We start from the raw sequence: 19298 nt of genomic DNA, 5'->3' as shown, positions 1-19298 counted from the left end.
CGAAAAGGACGCACGGCACATGCTCAACTATCGTCATCTGCATTATTTCTGGGTTGTCGTGAAGGAAGGCGGGTTCGCGCGCGCAGCGGAACGGCTCGACATGGCGGTTCAAACCATCAGCGCGCAAGTGCGTGAGCTGGAAAAATCGCTCGGGCATCAACTGCTCAAGCCGGAAGGCCGCGGCGTCACGATGACCGAAGCGGGACAGGTGGCCTTCGCGCGTGCGGAGGAAATCTTTCATATTGGGCAGTCGATTCAGGACGAAGTGCGCGAGGCGGCGAGCGGCGCGCTCGCGCGTCTCGCGGTCGGCCTGTCGGATGGCATTTCGAAGCTTGCTGCGCACGCGCTGCTCGCGCCAGTGCTCGGCAATCCGTCGCTGCGTCTTCTGTGTCACGAAGGCGAGACCGACGAACTGCTCGGCGAACTGGCGCTGCATCGGCTCGATCTCGTGCTCGCGAGCCACCCCGCGCCGCACAATCACAATCTGCGTCTCACGAGCGAGCGGCTGATCGCCTCGCCGGTCGACTGGTACGGGCCGGCTTCGATCGTGCGCAAGAGCGCGATCGATCGTTTCCCTGAAAGTCTCGCGTCGCTGCCCATTCTTTTGCCGACCGGCCATTCGTCGCTGCGGGCAAGGCTCGATCGATGGCTGGAGGCGCAAGGTATCGCGCCGCGCATCGTCGGCGAATTCGAGGACAGTGCGCTGATGGCCGTGTTCGGCGCGCGCGGCCTCGGGGTGTTTCCGCTCGCGGAATTCGGCGCGGGCGATGCGCCGCTGTTGCGCGGACTGCGCTGGCTCGGCCGCTCGCCGGACGTGAAAGAGGAAGTGCACGCGATCGTGTCGCGGCGCGGACGGCATCATCCGTTGACTCAGCAGGTGCTTGCGCGAGCCACGAGCTAACTTCGGTTTTTTCGAAGCTCACGTTCCGTTCAATCTGCTTTTTCGGATCGCGACCGGCCTTTACGCTGAATCCATGTTCAACGAGGAGGCGTCAATGAAAGTCCTGTTCAAGTCCCGCGACCCCGAAGCCATTGCGATGCACGAGCTTGCGAAAGCGCGCAGCGAATTCGTCTTTCGCCGTCTCGCGTGGCTGATCTCGAAGGCGACCGTCAGCTTGTCGGACATCAACGGGCCGCGCGGCGGCGTCGACAAGCGCTGTCAGGTGGAAGTGCAGTTGAATCGGGAAAACAAGGTCGTCGCGACGTCGATTGCGCGCGACTGGCGCGGAGCCATCGATCTGGCGCTGGGGCGCGCCGTGCGCTCGCTGGTGCGCCGGCGTCAGCACGTCAAGCCGACGCGCCGCGTGCGTGCGCGCAGCCTCGCCTGGCATTTCGCGGAGGAGCCGGCGCTGCAGGAAGCAGTCGATCCCCGCGTGCGCCTGATGAGAAAGATGGCCGGCGCGTAAGCCGCGATCACGCGGGTTTGCGGATCAGGAGCGGCGTGCGCGGCGCCGCATGTTCGATGGCTTCGAAGCCGCCTTCCGGCACCGAATCCATCGACATGAACAGCGCCCGCATCTCGGTGCTCAGGCCGTGAAAGTGACAGAGGAACGTGTTCCGGTCCGCGTAATACCAGGGCGTGTTCAGTTCGCGAAAGCTCACGAGTTCGGGCGAATCCATCTCGGGACACAGACCGTGCGCGATCAGTTGCTCCATGAACACATACTGGTCGCCCTGACTCGAAAACGTGTACTGGATGTCCTCGATCTCGCGCACCTTCGCCAGCACGGCGTCGAGCACGTTCGTATTCGCCTCGGTGTTGCGAAAGCCCATTACGCCCGAATTGAAACGCCAGCCGCAGATGTCCGCGGTCAGCACGCGTTCGCGCCCTTCGGTGAACTTCTCCAGTTTCACGCTCCGGTTCATCGCGATGATGTCCGCGTCCATCCAGAAAACCCATTCGTGCTGCGGCAGGTACTTGCTGAGAAGAAAAGGCTTGGCCCAGTTGCCGCACGCATCGCGGCCGAAATCGGCCGGCACTTCGCGATGCACGTAAAGCGTATAACCGTGCTGCTCGCAGTACGCACGCAGACTCCCTTCGCCGAAGCGCGCATAGCTCGCGATGTTGGGCGTATAGAGCATCACGACCGCGATCGGACGTCCCGGCTGATACACCGAAAGCGGCTCGTTCGAATCGCTCGACATCGGCGCTGCATCGTCGAAAAAGCGAAGATCGCCTGACGCGTGACACGCGCTCACATGCCGCGCGAACACCGCGCGCCACAGCGGCCCGTACTTGCTGTAAAGGCGCGGCGTGTAGACGATCGACACCGCGACGACTTCGCGGCCACGAATATCCGGATGCTGGCTCGCCCACATCGACGCGATCGGCACCACGCCGTTCAGGTCGTCCCAGTCGGGCACGGTCGGCAGGGCTTCGAGCAGTTCCTCTTCCGTGACGAACTTGCCGTATTCGAAGTATTTGCGGCATTGCGCGGCGAAGCCACGAATCATGCGCCGGTTCTCTTCATTGTTTCGCAGCACGAACATCTCGGTGTTGATGCCGAAATGCCCTTTCGTGACCAGGACGTCGCGGTCCGCCATGATCGGCTCGAAGTCGTGAAAGCGGAGGAACAACGCGTTTTCCGTGGCGAAAATGACGAGTTCGCCCTCTTCGGCCTCCCGCAGTACGTCGTTCAGCAACTGGTATTTGTAGAGCGTGCGCAATTCGAGCGAATCGACGCAGCCGGATATCGGCTCGAAACGATGCTTCGCGTTCGCGCGCCGGCAATATTCGATGTGATTGTCGAGCGATGATGTCGCGTTGCGATCGGAGAAACAGCTAACCAGAGTCACCATGGCGGTTCAACAGTCGGAAGACGGAAAGCGAGCAGATACGGACGACCCGCCCGGATGGAACATCCGAGCTTATCCGGCCCGTCTCGTGGATTTGTAAATTATTGCGTCAAATCAGCGGATTGCCCCTAGGAATAGGCCGATTCTCAGCATTTCTTGAGACGGGTCGACGGCGCGGTCAGCGATGCTATTGCGTGTGTTCTTGTCAATCCGCAGTAGGTGCTCGCGGCGGCGTTCGTGTGCGCGACGTCGAGTCTCGCGTCGTTCGGACATCTCGCGGGGAAACCGGCGCTCGCGTGGCTGTCGCTGAGTGCGCTCTTTGTGACGGGCACCGGCACGGGCGGCGCGATGCTCGGCGCGCCCTGGTTGCCGCCGCGCGTTTTCGAAGCGGTAGCCGTGCCGGTCGCGATCGCTGCGGTCAGCGTGTGCGCGCTCGCGGTGTATCGCGCGCGGCATCCGGCGACGCCGGACGGCGCCGCGGCGGCGACTTCGGGCGAGCCGCGCACGAGCGGCGCCTGAGCGACGGCATCACCCCGACACCGCCACGCGCGGCGCGCGCATCGCGGATGCGCCGTCGAGTTCCGCCTTGCCGCATTCGAACGCGAAGTTCGCGGCGGCCTGCGCCGTCGCAAACGCGCGCATCGGCCCGATCGCGCGCCGCACGCCGCCCGGCCGCTCGATCAGAAGCGTCGCGACGAATTCTCCAGCCCGATGCTGGACGATGACCGAAAGCTCACAGCCTCGATATTCGATTGGGGTGGAGTCCATCGCTGACCTCGTTTGCCTGAATGCACTGGGAGAACTCAATCTACGCAAGGTCCGCGAAACGCGTAACCCCGCGTGTGAGTGGCTGCGAACGCATGCCGAGCGATTGTTCCGCGCAAACGTTTCACCTTGCCGTCGGTGGAAATAGGAATTAGTCAGAACTTTGCGGGAGTTTTCCTAAGTCTGTATCCTGCATCGGAACAGACCGCACGAAAGTTGCCGGAACCTTCCGAATCCGACCTCGCCGATGACAAGAACCCAGAACGAACGACATTGCAGAACGGCCCTTCGCGCGATCGCTTTCGCGCTACTCGGCATTGCGAGCAGCGCGGCTCACTCGCAGGAATTTTCGTTTCTGGCTGGCGCACTCCAGAGCAGCAGCCAGAACACGTATTCGTGGGAAGCGAATTATCGTGAAGGGCTCGGGCCTTACGCCGCCTGGAGCTTTTCCTGGCTCAACGAGGGCCATATTCCCGATCATCACCGTGACGGGCAGGCGCTGCAGTTATGGGGACGCCTGCCGCTCTGGAACGAGCGGCTGGAATTGTCGGCGGGCGCCGGGCCGTATCGCTATTTCGATACGAGCGAGGCGCAGTCGGGCGGCGAATACTCGAACACGCACGGCTGGGGCGCGATGTTCACGCTGCGCGCGGCGTATTACTTCGACAACCGCTGGATCGCGGAGATGAAGCTCAATCGCGTGCAGGCATTCGGCGGTCCCGACACGACCGCGCTGCTCTTCGGCATCGGCTATCAGCTCGACGCGCCCGAAGGACGCGGACCGCGCGCGCGCCCCGTGTCGCGCACGACCAACGTCACCAACAACGAAGTCACGGTGATGCTCGGCACGACGATCCTCAACAGTCCCGACTCGGAAACGAATCTGGCGGAGAGCATCGAATATCGGCGCGGATTGTGGCGTTACTTCGACTTCACCGCGTCGTATCTGCACGAAGGCGGCCACGTCCAGTCGCGCCGCGACGGCGTTGCCGCGCAACTCTGGGCGACGCGCGCGTTCCTGAATGACAAGTTGACGCTCGGCGTCGGCGCGGGGCCGTATCTGTCGATCACGCAGAACGACGATCTGGCGCAGAACCGCACCGGCGACGGACGCTTCTCCGGTCTCGTATCGGTGTCGGCGAGTTACCGCTTCTCGGATCGATGGCTCGCGCGCGTGACGTGGAATCGCATGGTCACGCGTTACGACCGCGATGCGGACATCATCGAAGCGGGTTTCGGCGTGCGTTTCTAGACTCGGAACTCAGAACAGCTCTTTCTGACCGGACATCAGCGCGGTGAAATCGTCGCGCAGGAAAGGCAGAATGCCGTCCGCGACCGGCTGAAGCTGCTTGCTGACGTAGTGCTCGTAGTCGATCGGCGCGTGGCGCGCTTCCACCGGTTCGGGACCGGCCGCCGTCATCACATAGCTGATCCAGCCGCCGTTCTGATATTGCAGCGGGCGTCCGGCACGCGCGTTGTACTCATCGGCGATGCGCGCGGCGCGCACATGCGGCGGCACATTACGCTGATAGTCGCCGAGCGTGCGGCGCAGGCGCTTGCGATAGACGAGCAGTTCGTCCAGCTCGCCGCGCCGCGTGCGTCCGACGTAATCGCGCACGTAGTCCGCGTATGCCTCACCCTTGAAGACGCGCAGGTAAAGCTCCTGCTGGAAGCGTTGCGCGAGCGGCGTCCAGTCGGTGCGCACCGTTTCGAGCCCTTTGTAGATGATTTCCTCGGTGCCGTCCGCGCGCGTCGTGAGGCCGGCGTAGCGCTTCTTGCTGCCCTCTTCCGTGCCGCGTATCGTCGGCATCAGAAAACGCGTGAAATGCGTTTCGAACTGCAATTCCAGCGCGCTGTCGAGCCCGAAGGTCTCGCGCAAATGCTCGCGCCAGTATTCGTTGACATGCGCGACGAGCGCGCGGCCGATGCGCCCCGCGTCTTCCTCGCTGCGCGCGCGCCTCAGCCAGACGAAAGTGGAATCCGTATCGCCGTAGATGACGCCGTAGCCGCGTGCTTCGATCAGCTCGCGCGTGCGATGCATGATTTCGTGACCGCGCATGGTGATCGACGACGCGAGACGCGGATCGAAAAAGCGGCAGCCGCTCGATCCGAGCACGCCGTAGAACGAATTCATGATGATCTTCAGCGCCTGCGACAGCGGCTTGTTGCGCTGACGCTTCGCCGCTTCGCGCGCTTCCCACACTTGCGCGACGATCGCGGGCAGACAGTGCGTGTCGCGTGAAAATCGCGCGCCGCGAAAGCCGGGAACCGTGGCGGTCTCGTCGGAAGCCGCCATGCCTTGCGCGAGCCCGGCCGGATCGATCAGAAACGTGCGGATGATCGACGGATACAGGCTCTTGTAATCGAGCACGAGCACGGAATCGTAGAGACCGGGACGCGAATCCATGACGAAGCCGCCGGGACTGGCTTCCTCGGGCACGTCGCCGAGATTCGGCGCGACATAGCCGAGCCGATGCATCCGCGGCATATACAGATGCGTGAACGCCGCGACCGATCCGCCGCTGCGATCCGCCTGCAAACCGGTGACGGTCGCGCGCTCCAGCAAAAACGGCAGCAGTTCGGTCTTGTCGAAAACTTTCGTGACGAGTTCACAGTCGCTCAGGTTGTAACGCGCGAGCGCGAGCCTGTCTTCCTGAAAGCGCCGCTCGATCTCGTCCATGCGCGCGTACGGACTGTCGATGGCCTTGCCCTCGCCCAACAGCGATTGCGCGACGTACTCCAGGCTGAACGACGGAAAATTCCACGTCGCCGAACGCAGCGCCTCGATGCCGTCGATGACGAGCCTGCCCGCGATCGACACGAACCAGTGATTGCGCTTCATGCCGTGCTCGCGCCATTCGACCGTGCCGCCGTCGCGGCCGAGCGTAAGCGGCACGCCGTAGTCGTCGGCGTGCCGCTGGAGGATGCGCAAGTCGAACTGCACGACATTCCAGCCGATGATCGCGTCCGGATCGTGATGCGCGATCCACGCGTTGAAGCGGCGCAACATGTCGGCGCGGGTGTCGCAATAGTCGAGCGCGAAATCCGCTGGCTCGGCGGCGCCGGTCGGCGGTCCGAGCATGTACACCTGACGCGCGCCGCAGCCTTCGAGCGCGATCGAATAGAGATCGCCCTTCACGCTCGTTTCGATATCGAGCGACACGACGCTCAGCGACGGCCGGTAATCCGGCGCGGGCTTCAGTTCGCTGCAAATGTAACCGTCGCGCGGCGCGCCTTCGAACGACACCGGCGCCGTGATAAAGCGCTCCATCAGATAGCGCTCGTGCGGACGGATATCGGCCTCGAAGACATTGACGCCGGCGCTTCTCAGGTTCTTTTCGAGCGCGAGTAACTGACGATACTGCGGGCAGTAAAGCCCGAGCACCGGCTTTTGACGGAAGTCCTTGAGCGGCAGCTCGCGCAGATACGTGTCGCGCACGCCGGCGACGACAGGCTCCGCCTTCGCGCGATCTTCGGCGCGAATGAACGCGACGCTCGTCTGCGTCGCGATGCGGATCTTTCTCGGGCCGTCGTCGGTCGCGAGCCAGAAATCGACTTCCGTCCCTGCCGCGGTGTCGCGCCAGTGACGAGTCAGCAGAAAACCCTGTTGTGCGGTAGCCAAGCCGTTATCTTCGAGAGCGCGTGCCATCGAAGCATTTTACTGGGCGGCAAAACAAAAAAGCCCGGCACGCCAATCGGCGCCGGGCTATGGATTCGGGAAAACGGGCGGGAAGTAAAACGCGGTAGCGGCGAGCCGGACATCCACCATCCTCGCGGACAGTCCCCGGAAGGAAAGCCGGCGGCCGCTACCGCCTAAGCAGCCTGTGCGACCAGGCTAGCTCGTTGCGGCTGTAACGCCGCTACTGCCGCTACGTTAGCGAGTACCGTGTGCTCCGCATGCTCCGGCACTTCGTTCTTCGACATCACTACCTCCAGCGCGGCTTCTTTGCTGGCCTGTTTCGCGGCCGCCGCTTTCTTGGTCTTCCCCGCGCGTGACGGCGGCTGGCAGGCCCCGCACACCACGTTGTTCTGCAAATCATGTTTGTGTGCGACAAACTTCCCGGTGCAGCGGCAGCAAGCCGTCATCTGCAGCATGCCCGCGTCGAAGAAGCGCACAAGAGTCCAGGCCCGCGTAAGATCGAGTACCGCCTCGGCGCCGCTATGGTTGCAGTGCTCGAGATACAGCCGATACCCCTTGGTCAACGCATCGAGATGCGAACAGCCGGCTTCGTTCTTCAGGAACGTATAGGTGTTATAGAAAAGCGATGCGTGGATATTGGCGAGCCACGTCATGTACCAGTCGGCCGAGAACGGCAGCATGCCCTTCGGCGGCGACACGCCCTTCACTTCGCGATACAGGCGGATCATGCGATCGCGCGAGAGCGTGAGTTCGCTCTCCAGCACTTGCATGCGCGCGCCGAGCTCGATCAGCGCGATGGCGCGGAACACTTCCTGGGCGTCTTCAGTGAGGCTCTTCTTCAGCATGGCTCGCTCCGTCATCACTTAAGCGAACTGTTCGGCCGGCTGGCCAGCCAGCAGGATTGCCGCGTGCGTCGGCGCGATGTCCGCGTTCTTCGCGGGCTGCACCAAGGCCGACAGCATCGTGTGATCGTTGAAGCGGAATGCGCAAAGCAGGTTATCCGACGACGCGAGCTTGACGACCTGTGCGAGCGTGAGGCCCGACAGCAGATCGGCGAGTTCCGCCGACAGACCGAGCCGGAACATGCCGATGGCGCGGTCTTCGCGCAGCAGACGCTGCGCGAGCATGATGTACGACAAATTGATTTCCCGGATCGATTCCAGCGTTTCGCGACCGTTCATGGTTGCAACTTCCAGTAAATCCCCGATTTCCCGCCGGCTTTTTGCCGATGTCTTTTTTGTGCCTCACCGGACTCGTTCTGCCCGGCTACGTACCGCGTAATCTTTGTTTCAGTGCGTTACATCTTGTAACAACCACTGTGAGACGGATTCTAAGAACTGTCTGAACCTAAAGCAAGAGTGTCTCAATAATATTTTGTTGCAAACAACACTTTAGGTCGGTAATTTTTTCGGTCTGGAGAATTTGACCGATTCTTTGATCCGGTGCGTATTTGTCTAACGTTTGCGAGGTCCGCCCGGCGCGGCTTCGTTTTTATCCTAATAATCGCCTTCCGCGCCATATAACGGGCATTTACGGGATTCCGTTGACGCCAAGACCCAGCTTTTATTCGCCATTCATCGGACGTGAAAGAGCAAAAAAATGCCGCGAAATCGGCGATTACCGATCCGCGGCAGGTTGGGTAATAGTTACTTGGTCGCAGTAACAGAGTTGTTACTGCCAGAAACATGGCCTTGTTACCGGCTTTGTAACGCCGTGGCGTTACTTTTGCGGGATGCCTTTGCGCCAGGCGCCCCAATGTGTAACAACCTCCTGTATGAATGGATTGCCCGTTCGATACAGGTTTTCGATGGCCGGCGCAAAGCCGCCCTGATCGGCGTAATTGAGCAGATTGTCCGAAGCGGCTTGCCCTTCGTACGGCCGGTCGAAGTCCGATCCGGCGCGCAGCACCGCCACGCGCGACAGATCCACCCGTTTCACGCTCGCCGCGCGCTTGAGCGCCTCGTACGTCGCGTTGTCTTCCTGCTGCGTCGTGCAATAGACACCGCGCCCGTCGGTCAGGAGGCGCGTCCACTCCCTCGCCCGCTCGCCGATATATTTGCCGGACCACCACGTATCGCCGGCGAGCGTGTCGCACTGGATCACGCGCGGCGGCTGGTTGGCCGGCGCGTAGTTGAATTTCGCGCGCGCGACTTTCGCCTGATCGCTGTCCGAGAGCGTGACGTTGCGCGAGATCGCGAAGGCCGCATCCGCAAGCGACGCATTGAGCGCGAACGCCTCCGTCCGATAGTCGAGCGGCGGTTTCTCGTACGGACTTTTCGTGTTGATGCCGAGGAAACCCGAAGGCCAGTCGGCGGGCTTCTCGCGCGCGTCGAGTTCCCATTGAATGCCGAAATCGACGAGATACTTCGCCCAGGCTGCCGAGCCGACCGTGCCCTGCTTCGGATCGATACCGGCGATGCCCGCGACGAGAAAATACGTGTGCCGCAGATTGAAGCGGTCGGAGAATGCCAGCGCCATCATCGACGCGGCCGCGTTGGTGTGACCCATGCCCGTCGTGATGACGCAGACATCGTCGCGATTGCAATTGACCTCGGGATAATCCGGCGACAGTCCCGGCACCTTGATCGCCTGCCACGGACCGAGCTTGTCGAGCCAGACCTGGCCCTCGGGGCCGAACATCGTGACGATCATCACTTTGACGTGGCGGCCGCCTTCGGGGCCGCTGTCATCGGATGGCTGGGCGAACGCGCAACCTGTCAGGGTCGCGAGGCCGGCGGCGAACAGTGACGCACAGGCGGTTTTTCTGAGCTTTATCGATCGTGACGCGCGGAGTTTTCTCATGGCGAGCGGATCCTCGTAAGGGTTCGACCTTCGAAAGAAGACCGCGCCCGGCCAGGGCGCGGTCAACCCGCACGATTATAGGAGCGCTAACCGAAAACTCAGGTGCCGCTTTGCGATGACCGCGGCGGCGGCGCGTTCGACGCGACGTTCGCCGAACCCGCCGCCTCGCCCGTCGGATGCTGCGCGGCCTTCGACGGCTCGCCGCGCTGATCCGCGCCCGCCTCGTCCGCGTCCTGAACGCCTTCCGGGCCGCCTTCCTGATTGCCGCCGTTCACGATCACGAAGTTGCGCTGCGGATTCGCGATCTCGATGCCGCGCGCCGTGAACTCGTTGAGAATGCGCCGGTTGAACTCGCGCTGCACCGGCCAGCGCGCGCTGTCGCGGCACTGGATCTGGCCGGCGAGCGTGACGGTCGAGCCGTCGACGGCATCGACGCCCCAGAAACTGAAGTCGGAGAGAATGCCGTCGCGGAACGCTTCGTCGTCACGCAAGGCGGCGCCGATTTCCTTGAGCGTCGAAATGGCGAGATCGACGTCCTGACCGAGTGCGATCGAGACGCGCACCGCTGCATTGCCGATGCCGCGATTCGTGTTGTTCACCGTCGAGACCGAACTGAACGGCACCGTGTAGAGCGAGCCGTCGCCGCCGCGCAAGCGCACCGTGCGAATCGACAGATATTCGACGGTGCCCGACACGCCCGCGAGCGTCACCCAGTCGCCGACCTGCATCGCGTTTTCCATCAGCAGGAAGATGCCTGTGATGAGATCCTGCACGAGCTTCTGCGAGCCGAAGCCGAGCGCCACGCCGAAGATGCTCGCACTCGCGAGCAAGGGCGCGGTGTTCACGCCGAGTTCCGAAAGGCCCGTCAGCACGACGACCATCGCGATCACGATGAAAAGGCCGGTACGCATCATCGGCAGCAGCGTGCGCAGACGCGCGGCGCGCAGACGCTCGCCGCTCGCGGTCCATTGTTCGAGCCGCCGTTCGACGACGATGTTCGCCGCTTCCCACACGAGCACGGCGAACACGGCCGCGATCACGATGGTGACGAGCGCCGACGCGAGCCGGTTGCCGACGCCGCCCGACGTGAAGAAATGCACGATATCGACGTGCCACACCTGCAGCAGCGCGACCACGGTGATGACGGAAATCAGCGCCTGCACGATGCGCCGCAGCGCCGGGTAATAGCGATACGCGCGACGCCGCGCGATCGACTCGCCGGCGAGATCCTCTTCGTCGTTCTGATGGAAAACGCGGCCGAGCGCGCCGAACGCGACGATCGCGAGCACGCGCGCGCCGACCAGCACGAGCAAGGACACGCCGCCGAGATGAAACAGCGTGCGGTAGCCGTTCTGCACGTCGAGCGCCCACACGAACCACAGCGCGATCACGAAGAAGATCGCGACGCCCGCCCAGATATCGGCGAACCACGCGCCGACCAATCTCACCGAACGGTTCGAACGCGCGCGCTGCCGGATGCGCTCCGCCACCGAATTGCGGCTCTGGAAGATCACGAATGCGATCATCAGATGCACGATCAGCAGCGTGACCTTCAGCACCGCGATGCGCGCATCGCCCGACAGGCCGATCGGTTCGCCGGCATTGGCGAGCGCGATGCCCGCGCCGGCGGTGCACACGATGCGCCGCACCCAACGATGCGTGTACGCGGCGGCGGCATCGCGCATCTGGATGAGGCGCAGTCCGGGCGCGCGCGGCGCGACGAAAAAGCCGCTCACGATCACGACGGCGCGGCACGCCAGATAGACGTCGATGAGCGAGCCCGCGACGCGCGCCTCGGCCGTGTTGTCGTCGATGAAGATCGACATCAGCAACGTCACCACGCCGATGAACACGATCAGCGGAACCAGCGACAGCAAGCCGTACAGGAGCGCGCTCGGCAGGCGCTGCAACAGCGTCCAGTGACGCGCGGCGTGACGCTGGCCGCGCGCGGTGTCCGCCTTGCGCTCGGCAAGATGCATCGCGGTGGCGTCGCCGGTTTGCGCGGCGGCGTCTTCCGCGCGCTCGGCGGCGTGCTGTTCGCGCACGAGGTCGGGATCCTGCTCCTCAGCATCGGCGACGCCGCGTGCCGCGATCCGGGCGCGCGGGCGCTTCAGCAGGCGCAAGCACAAGAATTCGAGCAGCAACGCGGGAATCAGCGAGGCCAGCACGGTCCACATGACATGGCCGATGAGCGCGCGCCCCGCGTCGCTCGACGTACGGTCGCGCCACCACGAAATCACGGAGCCGAAATCGAGCAGCGCGACGGTCGAATGCCGCAGCCCCGCGCCGATCTCGACGAGCCAGTGCCCCGCCTGCCGCGACAATTGCGACGCGAGCCCATTCGCGGTCAACGAATGCGCGAGCACGCCCGATGCGCCCGATGCCGGCGCCGCGGACGATGCCGCCTGCGGCGCGCTCGCGGGCGCGGCCAGCGCGCCTGCCGCGGCGATCGCGCGCAACGTATCCGCAACTTGCGAACGGCGCGCGGGATCGTTGAGCACGGCAAGCGCATCGCGCGCCTGCTGCGGCGTCAGCGCGACCGCCGGCTGCGACGCGTGCTGCGGGGAAGCGGCTGCGGCAAAGGAGGACTGGGAAAAGATCGGGAGAACGCTCGCCACGGCGACGAGCAGCACTGCAAGGAGCAATTTGCGCATGGGTCGGATGAAGATCACAGAATTTCAGGGACTCGATGCGGACGACGCGCACGCCATATGCTAGCGCGATGACGTCCGCGCGGCAGGAGCGGTCCCGGACGACCCTGAAAGCCGTAGCACGCCGCGCTCCTGGCCTGCCCTCGCCTCAGGCGGCCGTCGGCTCGCCGCGATCGCGTGCTACGTCGGGTTCGAAGAACACCCAGCGCACTTGCGGAAAGGCGCGCTGCAGATCGTCTTCGATGATGTTGATCGCATCGATCATCGCGCGGCCGCTGGCGTAATCGATCATTTCGGCCTGCACTGCCACCACGACGTGCTTGCCCCATTGCAGCGTAATGAGGCTGATGATGCGCGTGATTTCCGGGCGCGTGCGCAAGTGCGCGTCGATCGCCTTGCGTACTTCCGGGCTCGCCGATTCGCCGACGATCATCGACTTCACTTCACGCGCAACGAGAAACGCGATGATCATCAGCAGCACGCCGACGCCGATCGAGCCGGCGGCGTCGTAGGCCGGGTTGCCGGTGAGCATCGTCATGAGCACGGCGGCGAACGCGATCGCAAGGCCGAGCAGCGCCGCGACGTCCTCGCCGGCGACGACGAGCAATTCCGATTCGCGCGTTTCGCGAAACCATCGCCATAAGGTTTTGTTCGGCGCGCCCTTGCGGATTTCGCGGATCGCGCCCGCGAGCGAAAAGGCTTCGAGCACGACGGAGATGCCGAGAATCACGAGCGCGACGATCGGGTTCGACAACGGCTCGTGATGCATCAACCGATGCGCGCCCTCGTACACAGAGAACGCTCCGCCGACGAAGAACAGCAGCAGCGCGACGATGAGCGCGTAGAAATAGATTTCGCGCCCGGAGCCGAGCGGATGCAGCGCGTTCGCGGGCGCCTGCGCGCGCTTCAGGCCAAAGAGCAGCAACAGTTGGTTGCCGCAATCGGCCGTGGAATGGATGGCTTCGGCGAACATCGCGCCCGAGCCGGTGAAGGCAGCCGCCCCGAACTTGCAGACGGCGATGCCGAAATTCGCGGCGAGCGCGTAGAAAATGGCTTTCGGGGATTCTTCCTTCATGCGTTTCGAGTTTGTTTAGCTGACGTCGACGTGGCCCCGGCCGTCCACCATTTCGCCGATGATCGTCGCGTCGTGAAAGCCGTCCGCGCGGAAGATCGCGAGCACGTCGTTCACGGCATGCGGGGCGCACGACACGAGCAGGCCGCCCGAGGTCTGCGGATCGGTCAGCAAGGCGCGGGCCTCCTCACCTTCCTTGCCTTCGACGTTCAACGAGATGTGGTCGCCATACGCGCTCCAGTTGCGTCCCGACGCGCCCGTGTAGATGCCCGCGCGCACGAATTCGCGCACCTGCGGCAGCCACGGCAGATCGGCGTAACGGATGCGCGCCGTCAGTTGCGCGCCGCGCGCGAGTTCGAGCGTGTGACCGAGCAGGCCGAAACCGGTGACATCGGTGAGCGCGTGCACGCCGTCGAGTTGCGCCAGTTCCGCGCCGGGACGATTGAGCTTGGTGGTCGCGTCGATCATCGCCCTGTAGCCCGCCGCGTCGAGCTTGTCCTTCTTCAGCGCCGCCGACAGCACGCCGACGCCGAGCGGCTTGCCGAGCACGAGCACGTCGCCCGAGCGCGCGGCCGCGTTGCGCTTCACGCGCGACGGATGCACGATGCCGAGCGCCGCAAGCCCGTAGATCGGCTCGACCGAATCGATCGAATGGCCGCCCGCCACCGGAATGCCCGCTTCCGCGCACACCGCTTCGCCGCCCTTCAGCACTTGCGCGATGACTTCATGCGGCAGCACGTTGATCGGCATGCCGACGAGCGCGAGCGCGAGAATCGGCTTGCCGCCCATCGCGTAGACGTCGGAGAGCGCGTTGGTCGCGGCGATGCGGCCGAAGTCGAATGGATCGTCGACGATCGGCATGAAGAAGTCCGTCGTCGCGACGATCGCCTGCTCGTCGTTGAGCTTGTAGACGGCGGCATCGTCGGCGGTGTCGTTGCCGACCAGAAGATTCGGGAACGCGGGCAGCGGCGTCGCGCGCTTGAGCAGGTCGGCGAGCACGCCGGGCGCGATCTTGCAGCCGCAGCCGCCGCCGTGGGACAGGCTCGTGAGCCGGGGGGAAGTCGTGTCGGTCATAGTGGAAATCGGTTGAGGCGAATGTCTGCGTATTATCGCCGGATGCGCGTGAAGAGGCCGGGATAGTCGATCACGAGGCCGTCTTCGTCGACGGTGATATCCGCCGTGAAGCCCGTGTCGAGCCCTTCGTAACGATAGCGACAATCCGGCTCGATGCACGTATAAGCCTGCTCCACCGCGCTCACGCCGAGCTCGGGCACGCGCACATAGGCGACGCGAATCACGCGCCGTTCGCCGCGTTCGAGTTTCAGGCGGCGGATGGGCAGCGTGTTGGTGAAAGGCGTCGCGGTGATGTCCACGTCGATACAGCCGCGCAGCGCCTCGAGCGGCTCGCCGTTCGCATCGGTCCATGCGTGCGCGTCGCCGTTGTCGCCGTCCCTGCGATGCAGATCGAGCGATGCGCCGCCCGCGAGCTTCAGCGCGAGCCGCGTCACTTGCCAGCGCGCATCGCATTCGATGCGATACACGAGACCGAAGGCACGCGCTTCGTCTTCGCCCACGACCGCGCTTTCGATCACGATGCCATCGCGCGTCTCATCGAGAACGAGATGCTCGAGCCCTGAGCCGTCTTGTTGCGACCATCGCACCGCTTTCATTGGGCACCTCGTTCGCGTGTTTATCGGCATCAAAGGATACATCGCGGCGGGCGAGGCTTTCGATCGGCATTCGACCTGCGCGAATCGCTCGACGTCACAAAACGTCACACGGTATACTTCGCGCCATTCCTGCGCAGGCGCGCGCACCGCACGTTCAGCGCCATTCACGCGATCCGTGCTCCGGCGATCCGCGCTCTGCCCGAACATCTCCGAACGCCCTTTTCATCGCCCATCGCATGAAGAACATTCTTGCTCCCGCCCTGGCCGCGCTCGCTTTGTCGGCGTCGATGTTTCAGCTCGTCCAGGCGCAGGAAACGCCGGACGTGCCCGAGGATTATTCGTATCTGACGAGGCTTCACGTGCCGGATGCCGTCGCGCAATGTGTCGCCGCATTCGATCGCTGGGTGGAGAACGCGCCGAAGTACGACACGCTCATCGTGCCCGACCGCCGCGTGCTCTCCGCGAAGATCGACGACGATACTACGATCTTCAGTGTCGGCAACCCGATTCCGGTCGATCAGGTCATCGTGATGCGCGCGTTCGCGAAGGCGCGCGGCAAGGAGCAATGGACGCGCGTAGATAGCCGCTGTGGCGTGCGCGCCGGACATGTGGTCGGCGTATCGCTCACGCCGAACATGAAGCCGAAGATCGTCCGCTAAAGTCTTTCAGCGCTTGGCCGCGCGGCGCTGGTCCGTGCGCCCGCCGAGCCATTTGACGACCTGCGGCCCGAACGTGCGCGGCGCTTTCGCATGCATGCGCCCGGCGAGATCCGCCAGCCGATCCGCCGCGAGCGCTTCACGCATGCGCTTTTCGGCGTTCTTCATCACCGCGTGAACCGCGCATACGCCGCTCGTCGCCCAAGGCGGCGCGTCGTCGCCGAACACGGCGCAGCGCGCGCGAATCTCCCTGCATTCGAAGAGAGGCTTGTCGCCGTCGATTGCGTCGACGACATCGAGCACGCTGATTTCCTTCGACGGACGCGCGAGCGCGAAACCTCCGCGCGCCCCTTCCGTCGCGACGACGAGTCCCGCCTTGTGCAGCTTCGTGAAGAGCTTCGCGACGTATTCCGCAGGCACGCCCTGCAATTCCGCCAGATCGCGCACGCTCGCCTCGCGCACGCCGTGTGGCGGCTCCGCGAGATACAGCATGCAGTGCAGCGCGTACTCGACGCCCGTGCTGATGTGAGACATGTTCACTCCGACATTTCGAATCGGAGTTCAGAATAGCGCGTCCTGCATCCGCCGTACAACGGCGCACGACGGAGCTTGTAGACGCCCGTCGCGAATATTTCAGATTACACGTTTGCTTACAAACGAACACGGCTTGTCATTTTGCGAACCGCTAAATTGGTCTCCATGGATTCACACGGAGAAACCCATGAAGAAACTAGCGATCCTTGCAGCGTTGAGCGTGTTGTTGGGTAGCGCGCTATCGGGCTGCATCGTCGTGCCGGACGGTGGCGGTTATCACCATCATCACGATTACTACCGTTGATAAGCCGGTCCTGAACCACACGCCAAAGTTGGGCCGAACTGCGACCAATCGACTCGCGGTTTCACCGCCAGGCAAACGACCAAGGAGCACACATCATGAACAAGACGAAGAAAAGCCTGTTGATCGCTTCCCTTGCCGCCGCGCTGGGCATGGGTCTCGCAAACGCGGCGTCGGCGGACGTTCACCACGGTCCCACGCATCGCGTGACGGTCGGCTGGCATGGCGAGCGCTACTGGGACGGTCATCGTTACTGGCAGCGTCAGGAATGGGAACGCCATCATCACCACGTCGCGCCGCCTCCGCCGCATCGCTATCGATAAGCACGATCGCGCATGAGAAAGGCCGCAACGATCACGCATCGTTGCGGCCTTTTTATGGATTCCCGGCTCACCAGTTCTTCGGATCGCCGCCCAGCTCCTTGCAGGTGTCATAGGCGATTGCCTGCAGCTTTTCCTCGCCGATCTGCCCCGAAAGCGCATAGCCGACGCGATTCCACGCCCAATAGAACGTGGTGCGTTGTCCGTCCTTCAGCGTGCGGATCTTGCTGTCGTTGCGCCTGATCGTGGCGGTCGTCATGTAGAGCGTGAGGCGCTCGCCCGCCGCGTTCTGATACATGAACTGCGCGGCCGGACCCTCTTCGTCCGGCAACAGGCGTCCGCCGACGAGCTGAAATCCGTACTCGGCCAGCGACGGAATCGTCACCGCGCGATTCAGCCGCTTCGAGAGCCAGGTGACGAGATGATCTTGCTGCGACGCCGCCACTTCCACCGCGTGCCGCTGCTCGGGCGCGTACACGGCATACGCGATATCCGCGCGTTCCGCGAAGCGCGGCTTGTCGCCGAGCGCGGGCAGGAGCATCTGCAACAGGAATCCGCACGCGACCCCGACGGCCATGAAGCCTGCCGCGATCAGATAACGCTCGCGCGAGCGCGGCCGCAGACGCACGATCTGCGGCTCGCTCTGATCGGCGAAGAGCGCGCGCAACGCATTGTCCTGCGCACGATACGCGGCGACGGTCGCCTCGCTCGCGGGATCGCCCGCGACGCGTTCGGCCACGGCGTCGCGCTCATTGCCGGGAAGTTCGTCGTCGATAAAGGCGGACAGCGCCTGCAGATCGCGATCGGGTTTGGGCGGCCCCATACGGTCGCCGCCTTCGGATGGACGGTCTTGATTGGTCATGAGCGGCTCACCACTTTCAGCGACGAAGGCGACGCCTTGCGGCCCGATTCCTCGCCGAGCAGAACGCGCATGTGCTCCCGCGCTCTCGACAAGCGCGACATCACGGTTCCGGTCGGCACATTCAACACCACGGACGCCTCCTGATAACTCATTTCCTCGACACACACGAGCAGCATCACTTCGCGCTGCTCGACCGGCAGACAGTACAGCGCGCGCTGCACGTCGCGCAGCACGAGGCCGTCGACTTCCCCGCGCGGCGCGGCCATCTGCCGCCAGGGCGCGCTTTCGTCGTCGACGGCGATATCGCGGCGACCGCGCAACTGGTCGATATACAGATTGCGCATGATCGTGAACAGCCACGCGCGCAAGTTCGTGCCCGCATGAAACGACCGGGCGCGATTGAGCGCGCGCTCGGTCGCGTCCTGCACGAGATCGTCGGCCCAGGCGCGATCGCCCGTCAGCGCGCGCGCGTAGCGGCGCAACTGCGGCAGATGCGCGAGAAGATCGCTCTCGAAGCTCAAGACCGTGCGTCCTCTTGCGTGCGGGGCGAGCCGGAGGCGTTCGCCATCAGTAGCTGCCTCCGCCGGCAGGTCCGCTCGGCGCACCCGAAGAAGGCGGCGCACTTTGCGTACCGCTCGCGCAGCCCGCTGTGCCGAGCGCGAGCCCGAGCGCGATCAGGAGCGCCGTCACGCCGATCGATCGTTTCATGGTCGTTACCTGTTGATTGAAAGACTGGCGGACTCGCCGATTTATTCCGCGAGCCGGCATCGATGCGAAGGCGCTCAGGGCTTCACGACGTGCCAGACATCGCGGAAATTGTCCCCGTTCTTGTCGCCGGGCTTCGTGTCCTTCGCGAAGCGATAGACGCGCTTGCCGTCATAGGCCCACTGTTTGCCGCCGTCGGCGGATTCCATGGTCCATTTCCCGCTCGGCTTGTCGGAGTCGCTCGCCATCGCGGCGGGCCAGGCCTGCGCACAGCCGCCGCTGCACGCGCTCGGGCCGCCTTTCGTGTCCTTGTCGAAGGTGTAGAGCGTCATGCCGTTTTCATCGACGAACATGCCGTTCGATTCTTTCGGCGCCGCAGCATGCGCGGATGACGCGAGCGAAGCAAAAGCGGTAGCGACGGTTGCGGCAGCGACGAACATCTGGATACGCTTCTTCATTTCATCTTCCTTGTTGTAGAAGTATCCGTAGAACGTTCGGAAGCGCTGCACTATTCCGCGGACGAT

Annotated in this window: 21 protein-coding genes; 6 read left to right on the top strand and 15 right to left on the bottom strand. The window is 63.8% G+C overall.

Annotation, left to right across the window (positions count from 1 at the left end):
* The first annotated feature begins 19 nt into the window (after positions 1-19).
* Entirely contained in the window at positions 20-901 is an 882-nt protein-coding gene (locus NCS03_RS17300) for a LysR family transcriptional regulator (RefSeq protein ID WP_008353361.1), read from the top strand.
* Between the two features lie 94 nt (positions 902-995).
* Positions 996-1406, top strand: coding sequence for an HPF/RaiA family ribosome-associated protein (locus NCS03_RS17295; RefSeq protein ID WP_008353363.1), 411 nt, complete (start codon positions 996-998; stop codon positions 1404-1406).
* Positions 1407-1413: 7 nt separating this feature from the next.
* Here the strand turns inward: NCS03_RS17295 and NCS03_RS17290 are convergent, their stop codons facing one another.
* Complete coding sequence (locus tag NCS03_RS17290) at positions 1414-2799, bottom strand: glycosyltransferase family protein (RefSeq protein WP_250519902.1); 1386 nt, start codon at positions 2797-2799, stop codon at positions 1414-1416.
* Between the two features lie 234 nt (positions 2800-3033).
* Here NCS03_RS17290 and NCS03_RS17285 point away from each other — a divergent pair, with 234 nt between their 5' ends.
* Positions 3034-3315: a hypothetical protein gene (locus NCS03_RS17285; protein ID WP_250456753.1), complete on the top strand. Its 282-nt coding sequence runs from the start codon at positions 3034-3036 to the stop codon at positions 3313-3315.
* Positions 3316-3324: 9 nt separating this feature from the next.
* On the opposite strand, the gene NCS03_RS17280 is transcribed toward NCS03_RS17285, so the two are convergent.
* Entirely contained in the window at positions 3325-3564 is a 240-nt protein-coding gene (locus NCS03_RS17280) for a hypothetical protein (protein ID WP_008353367.1), read from the bottom strand.
* 244 nt (positions 3565-3808) lie between these two features.
* Between NCS03_RS17280 and NCS03_RS17275 the strand changes: the two genes are divergently transcribed.
* Positions 3809-4813 carry a hypothetical protein gene (locus NCS03_RS17275; protein WP_008353368.1) on the top strand — a complete coding sequence of 335 codons (1005 nt, stop codon included), beginning with the start codon at positions 3809-3811 and terminating at the stop codon, positions 4811-4813.
* A gap of 9 nt (positions 4814-4822) precedes the next feature.
* On the opposite strand, the gene NCS03_RS17270 is transcribed toward NCS03_RS17275, so the two are convergent.
* From NCS03_RS17270 to NCS03_RS17235, 8 genes are all read right to left on the bottom strand, one after another.
* A complete protein-coding gene (locus tag NCS03_RS17270) occupies positions 4823-7210 on the bottom strand; it encodes a DNA polymerase II (RefSeq protein ID WP_250529463.1) in 2388 nt (795 codons plus the stop codon).
* Positions 7211-7374: 164 nt separating this feature from the next.
* Positions 7375-8046 (bottom strand): flagellar transcriptional regulator FlhC, encoded by a 672-nt coding sequence (gene flhC, locus NCS03_RS17265; protein WP_008353370.1) that lies wholly within the window; start codon positions 8044-8046, stop codon positions 7375-7377.
* 18 nt (positions 8047-8064) lie between these two features.
* The gene (flhD, locus tag NCS03_RS17260) at positions 8065-8382 is read right to left on the bottom strand and encodes a flagellar transcriptional regulator FlhD (protein WP_008353371.1); all 318 of its coding nucleotides are present in this window, start codon (positions 8380-8382) and stop codon (positions 8065-8067) included.
* A 538-nt stretch (positions 8383-8920) separates the two neighbouring features.
* A complete protein-coding gene (locus NCS03_RS17255; protein ID WP_033536139.1) occupies positions 8921-10003 on the bottom strand; it encodes a purine-nucleoside phosphorylase in 1083 nt (360 codons plus the stop codon).
* 98 nt (positions 10004-10101) lie between these two features.
* Positions 10102-12657 carry a mechanosensitive ion channel domain-containing protein gene (locus NCS03_RS17250; RefSeq protein WP_175979333.1) on the bottom strand — a complete coding sequence of 852 codons (2556 nt, stop codon included), beginning with the start codon at positions 12655-12657 and terminating at the stop codon, positions 10102-10104.
* 145 nt (positions 12658-12802) lie between these two features.
* On the bottom strand, positions 12803-13729 hold the full coding sequence (locus NCS03_RS17245) for a cation diffusion facilitator family transporter (protein ID WP_175979332.1): 927 nt from the start codon (positions 13727-13729) through the stop codon (positions 12803-12805).
* A gap of 15 nt (positions 13730-13744) precedes the next feature.
* Positions 13745-14800 (bottom strand): selenide, water dikinase SelD, encoded by a 1056-nt coding sequence (selD, locus tag NCS03_RS17240; protein WP_250529462.1) that lies wholly within the window; start codon positions 14798-14800, stop codon positions 13745-13747.
* A 32-nt stretch (positions 14801-14832) separates the two neighbouring features.
* Positions 14833-15396: a putative glycolipid-binding domain-containing protein gene (locus NCS03_RS17235; protein WP_175979330.1), complete on the bottom strand. Its 564-nt coding sequence runs from the start codon at positions 15394-15396 to the stop codon at positions 14833-14835.
* Between the two features lie 236 nt (positions 15397-15632).
* On the opposite strand from NCS03_RS17235, the gene NCS03_RS17230 reads away from it, so the two are divergent.
* Positions 15633-16055, top strand: a complete 423-nt coding sequence (locus tag NCS03_RS17230) for a BspC domain-containing protein (protein ID WP_008353380.1) — start codon at positions 15633-15635, stop codon at positions 16053-16055.
* 6 nt (positions 16056-16061) lie between these two features.
* Here NCS03_RS17230 and NCS03_RS17225 read toward each other — a convergent pair whose 3' ends face one another.
* Entirely contained in the window at positions 16062-16586 is a 525-nt protein-coding gene (locus NCS03_RS17225; RefSeq protein WP_175979329.1) for an RrF2 family transcriptional regulator, read from the bottom strand.
* A 399-nt stretch (positions 16587-16985) separates the two neighbouring features.
* On the opposite strand from NCS03_RS17225, the gene NCS03_RS17220 reads away from it, so the two are divergent.
* On the top strand, positions 16986-17210 hold the full coding sequence (locus NCS03_RS17220; RefSeq protein ID WP_008353384.1) for a hypothetical protein: 225 nt from the start codon (positions 16986-16988) through the stop codon (positions 17208-17210).
* Positions 17211-17277: 67 nt separating this feature from the next.
* Here the strand turns inward: NCS03_RS17220 and NCS03_RS17215 are convergent, their stop codons facing one another.
* The 4 genes from NCS03_RS17215 to NCS03_RS17200 all read right to left on the bottom strand — a co-directional run bounded on the left by NCS03_RS17215 (position 17278) and on the right by NCS03_RS17200 (position 19232).
* A complete protein-coding gene (locus NCS03_RS17215) occupies positions 17278-18069 on the bottom strand; it encodes an anti-sigma factor family protein (protein WP_175979328.1) in 792 nt (263 codons plus the stop codon).
* Positions 18066-18590 carry an RNA polymerase sigma factor gene (locus NCS03_RS17210; protein WP_008353386.1) on the bottom strand — a complete coding sequence of 175 codons (525 nt, stop codon included), beginning with the start codon at positions 18588-18590 and terminating at the stop codon, positions 18066-18068. The genes NCS03_RS17215 and NCS03_RS17210 overlap by 4 nt, the downstream gene beginning before the upstream one ends.
* Positions 18591-18636: 46 nt before the next feature.
* Positions 18637-18777 carry a hypothetical protein gene (locus NCS03_RS17205; RefSeq protein WP_160172887.1) on the bottom strand — a complete coding sequence of 47 codons (141 nt, stop codon included), beginning with the start codon at positions 18775-18777 and terminating at the stop codon, positions 18637-18639.
* Between the two features lie 74 nt (positions 18778-18851).
* Entirely contained in the window at positions 18852-19232 is a 381-nt protein-coding gene (locus tag NCS03_RS17200; RefSeq protein WP_033536167.1) for a COG4315 family predicted lipoprotein, read from the bottom strand.
* Positions 19233-19298: the final 66 nt, after the last annotated feature.

The sequence above is a fragment of the Caballeronia sp. ATUFL_F1_KS4A genome (genome assembly GCF_023630905.1).
Taxonomy (GTDB): domain Bacteria; phylum Pseudomonadota; class Gammaproteobacteria; order Burkholderiales; family Burkholderiaceae; genus Caballeronia; species Caballeronia zhejiangensis.
Note: the sequence above shows the minus strand (reverse complement) of the source record. Positions and strands in the feature narration are given on the sequence as shown.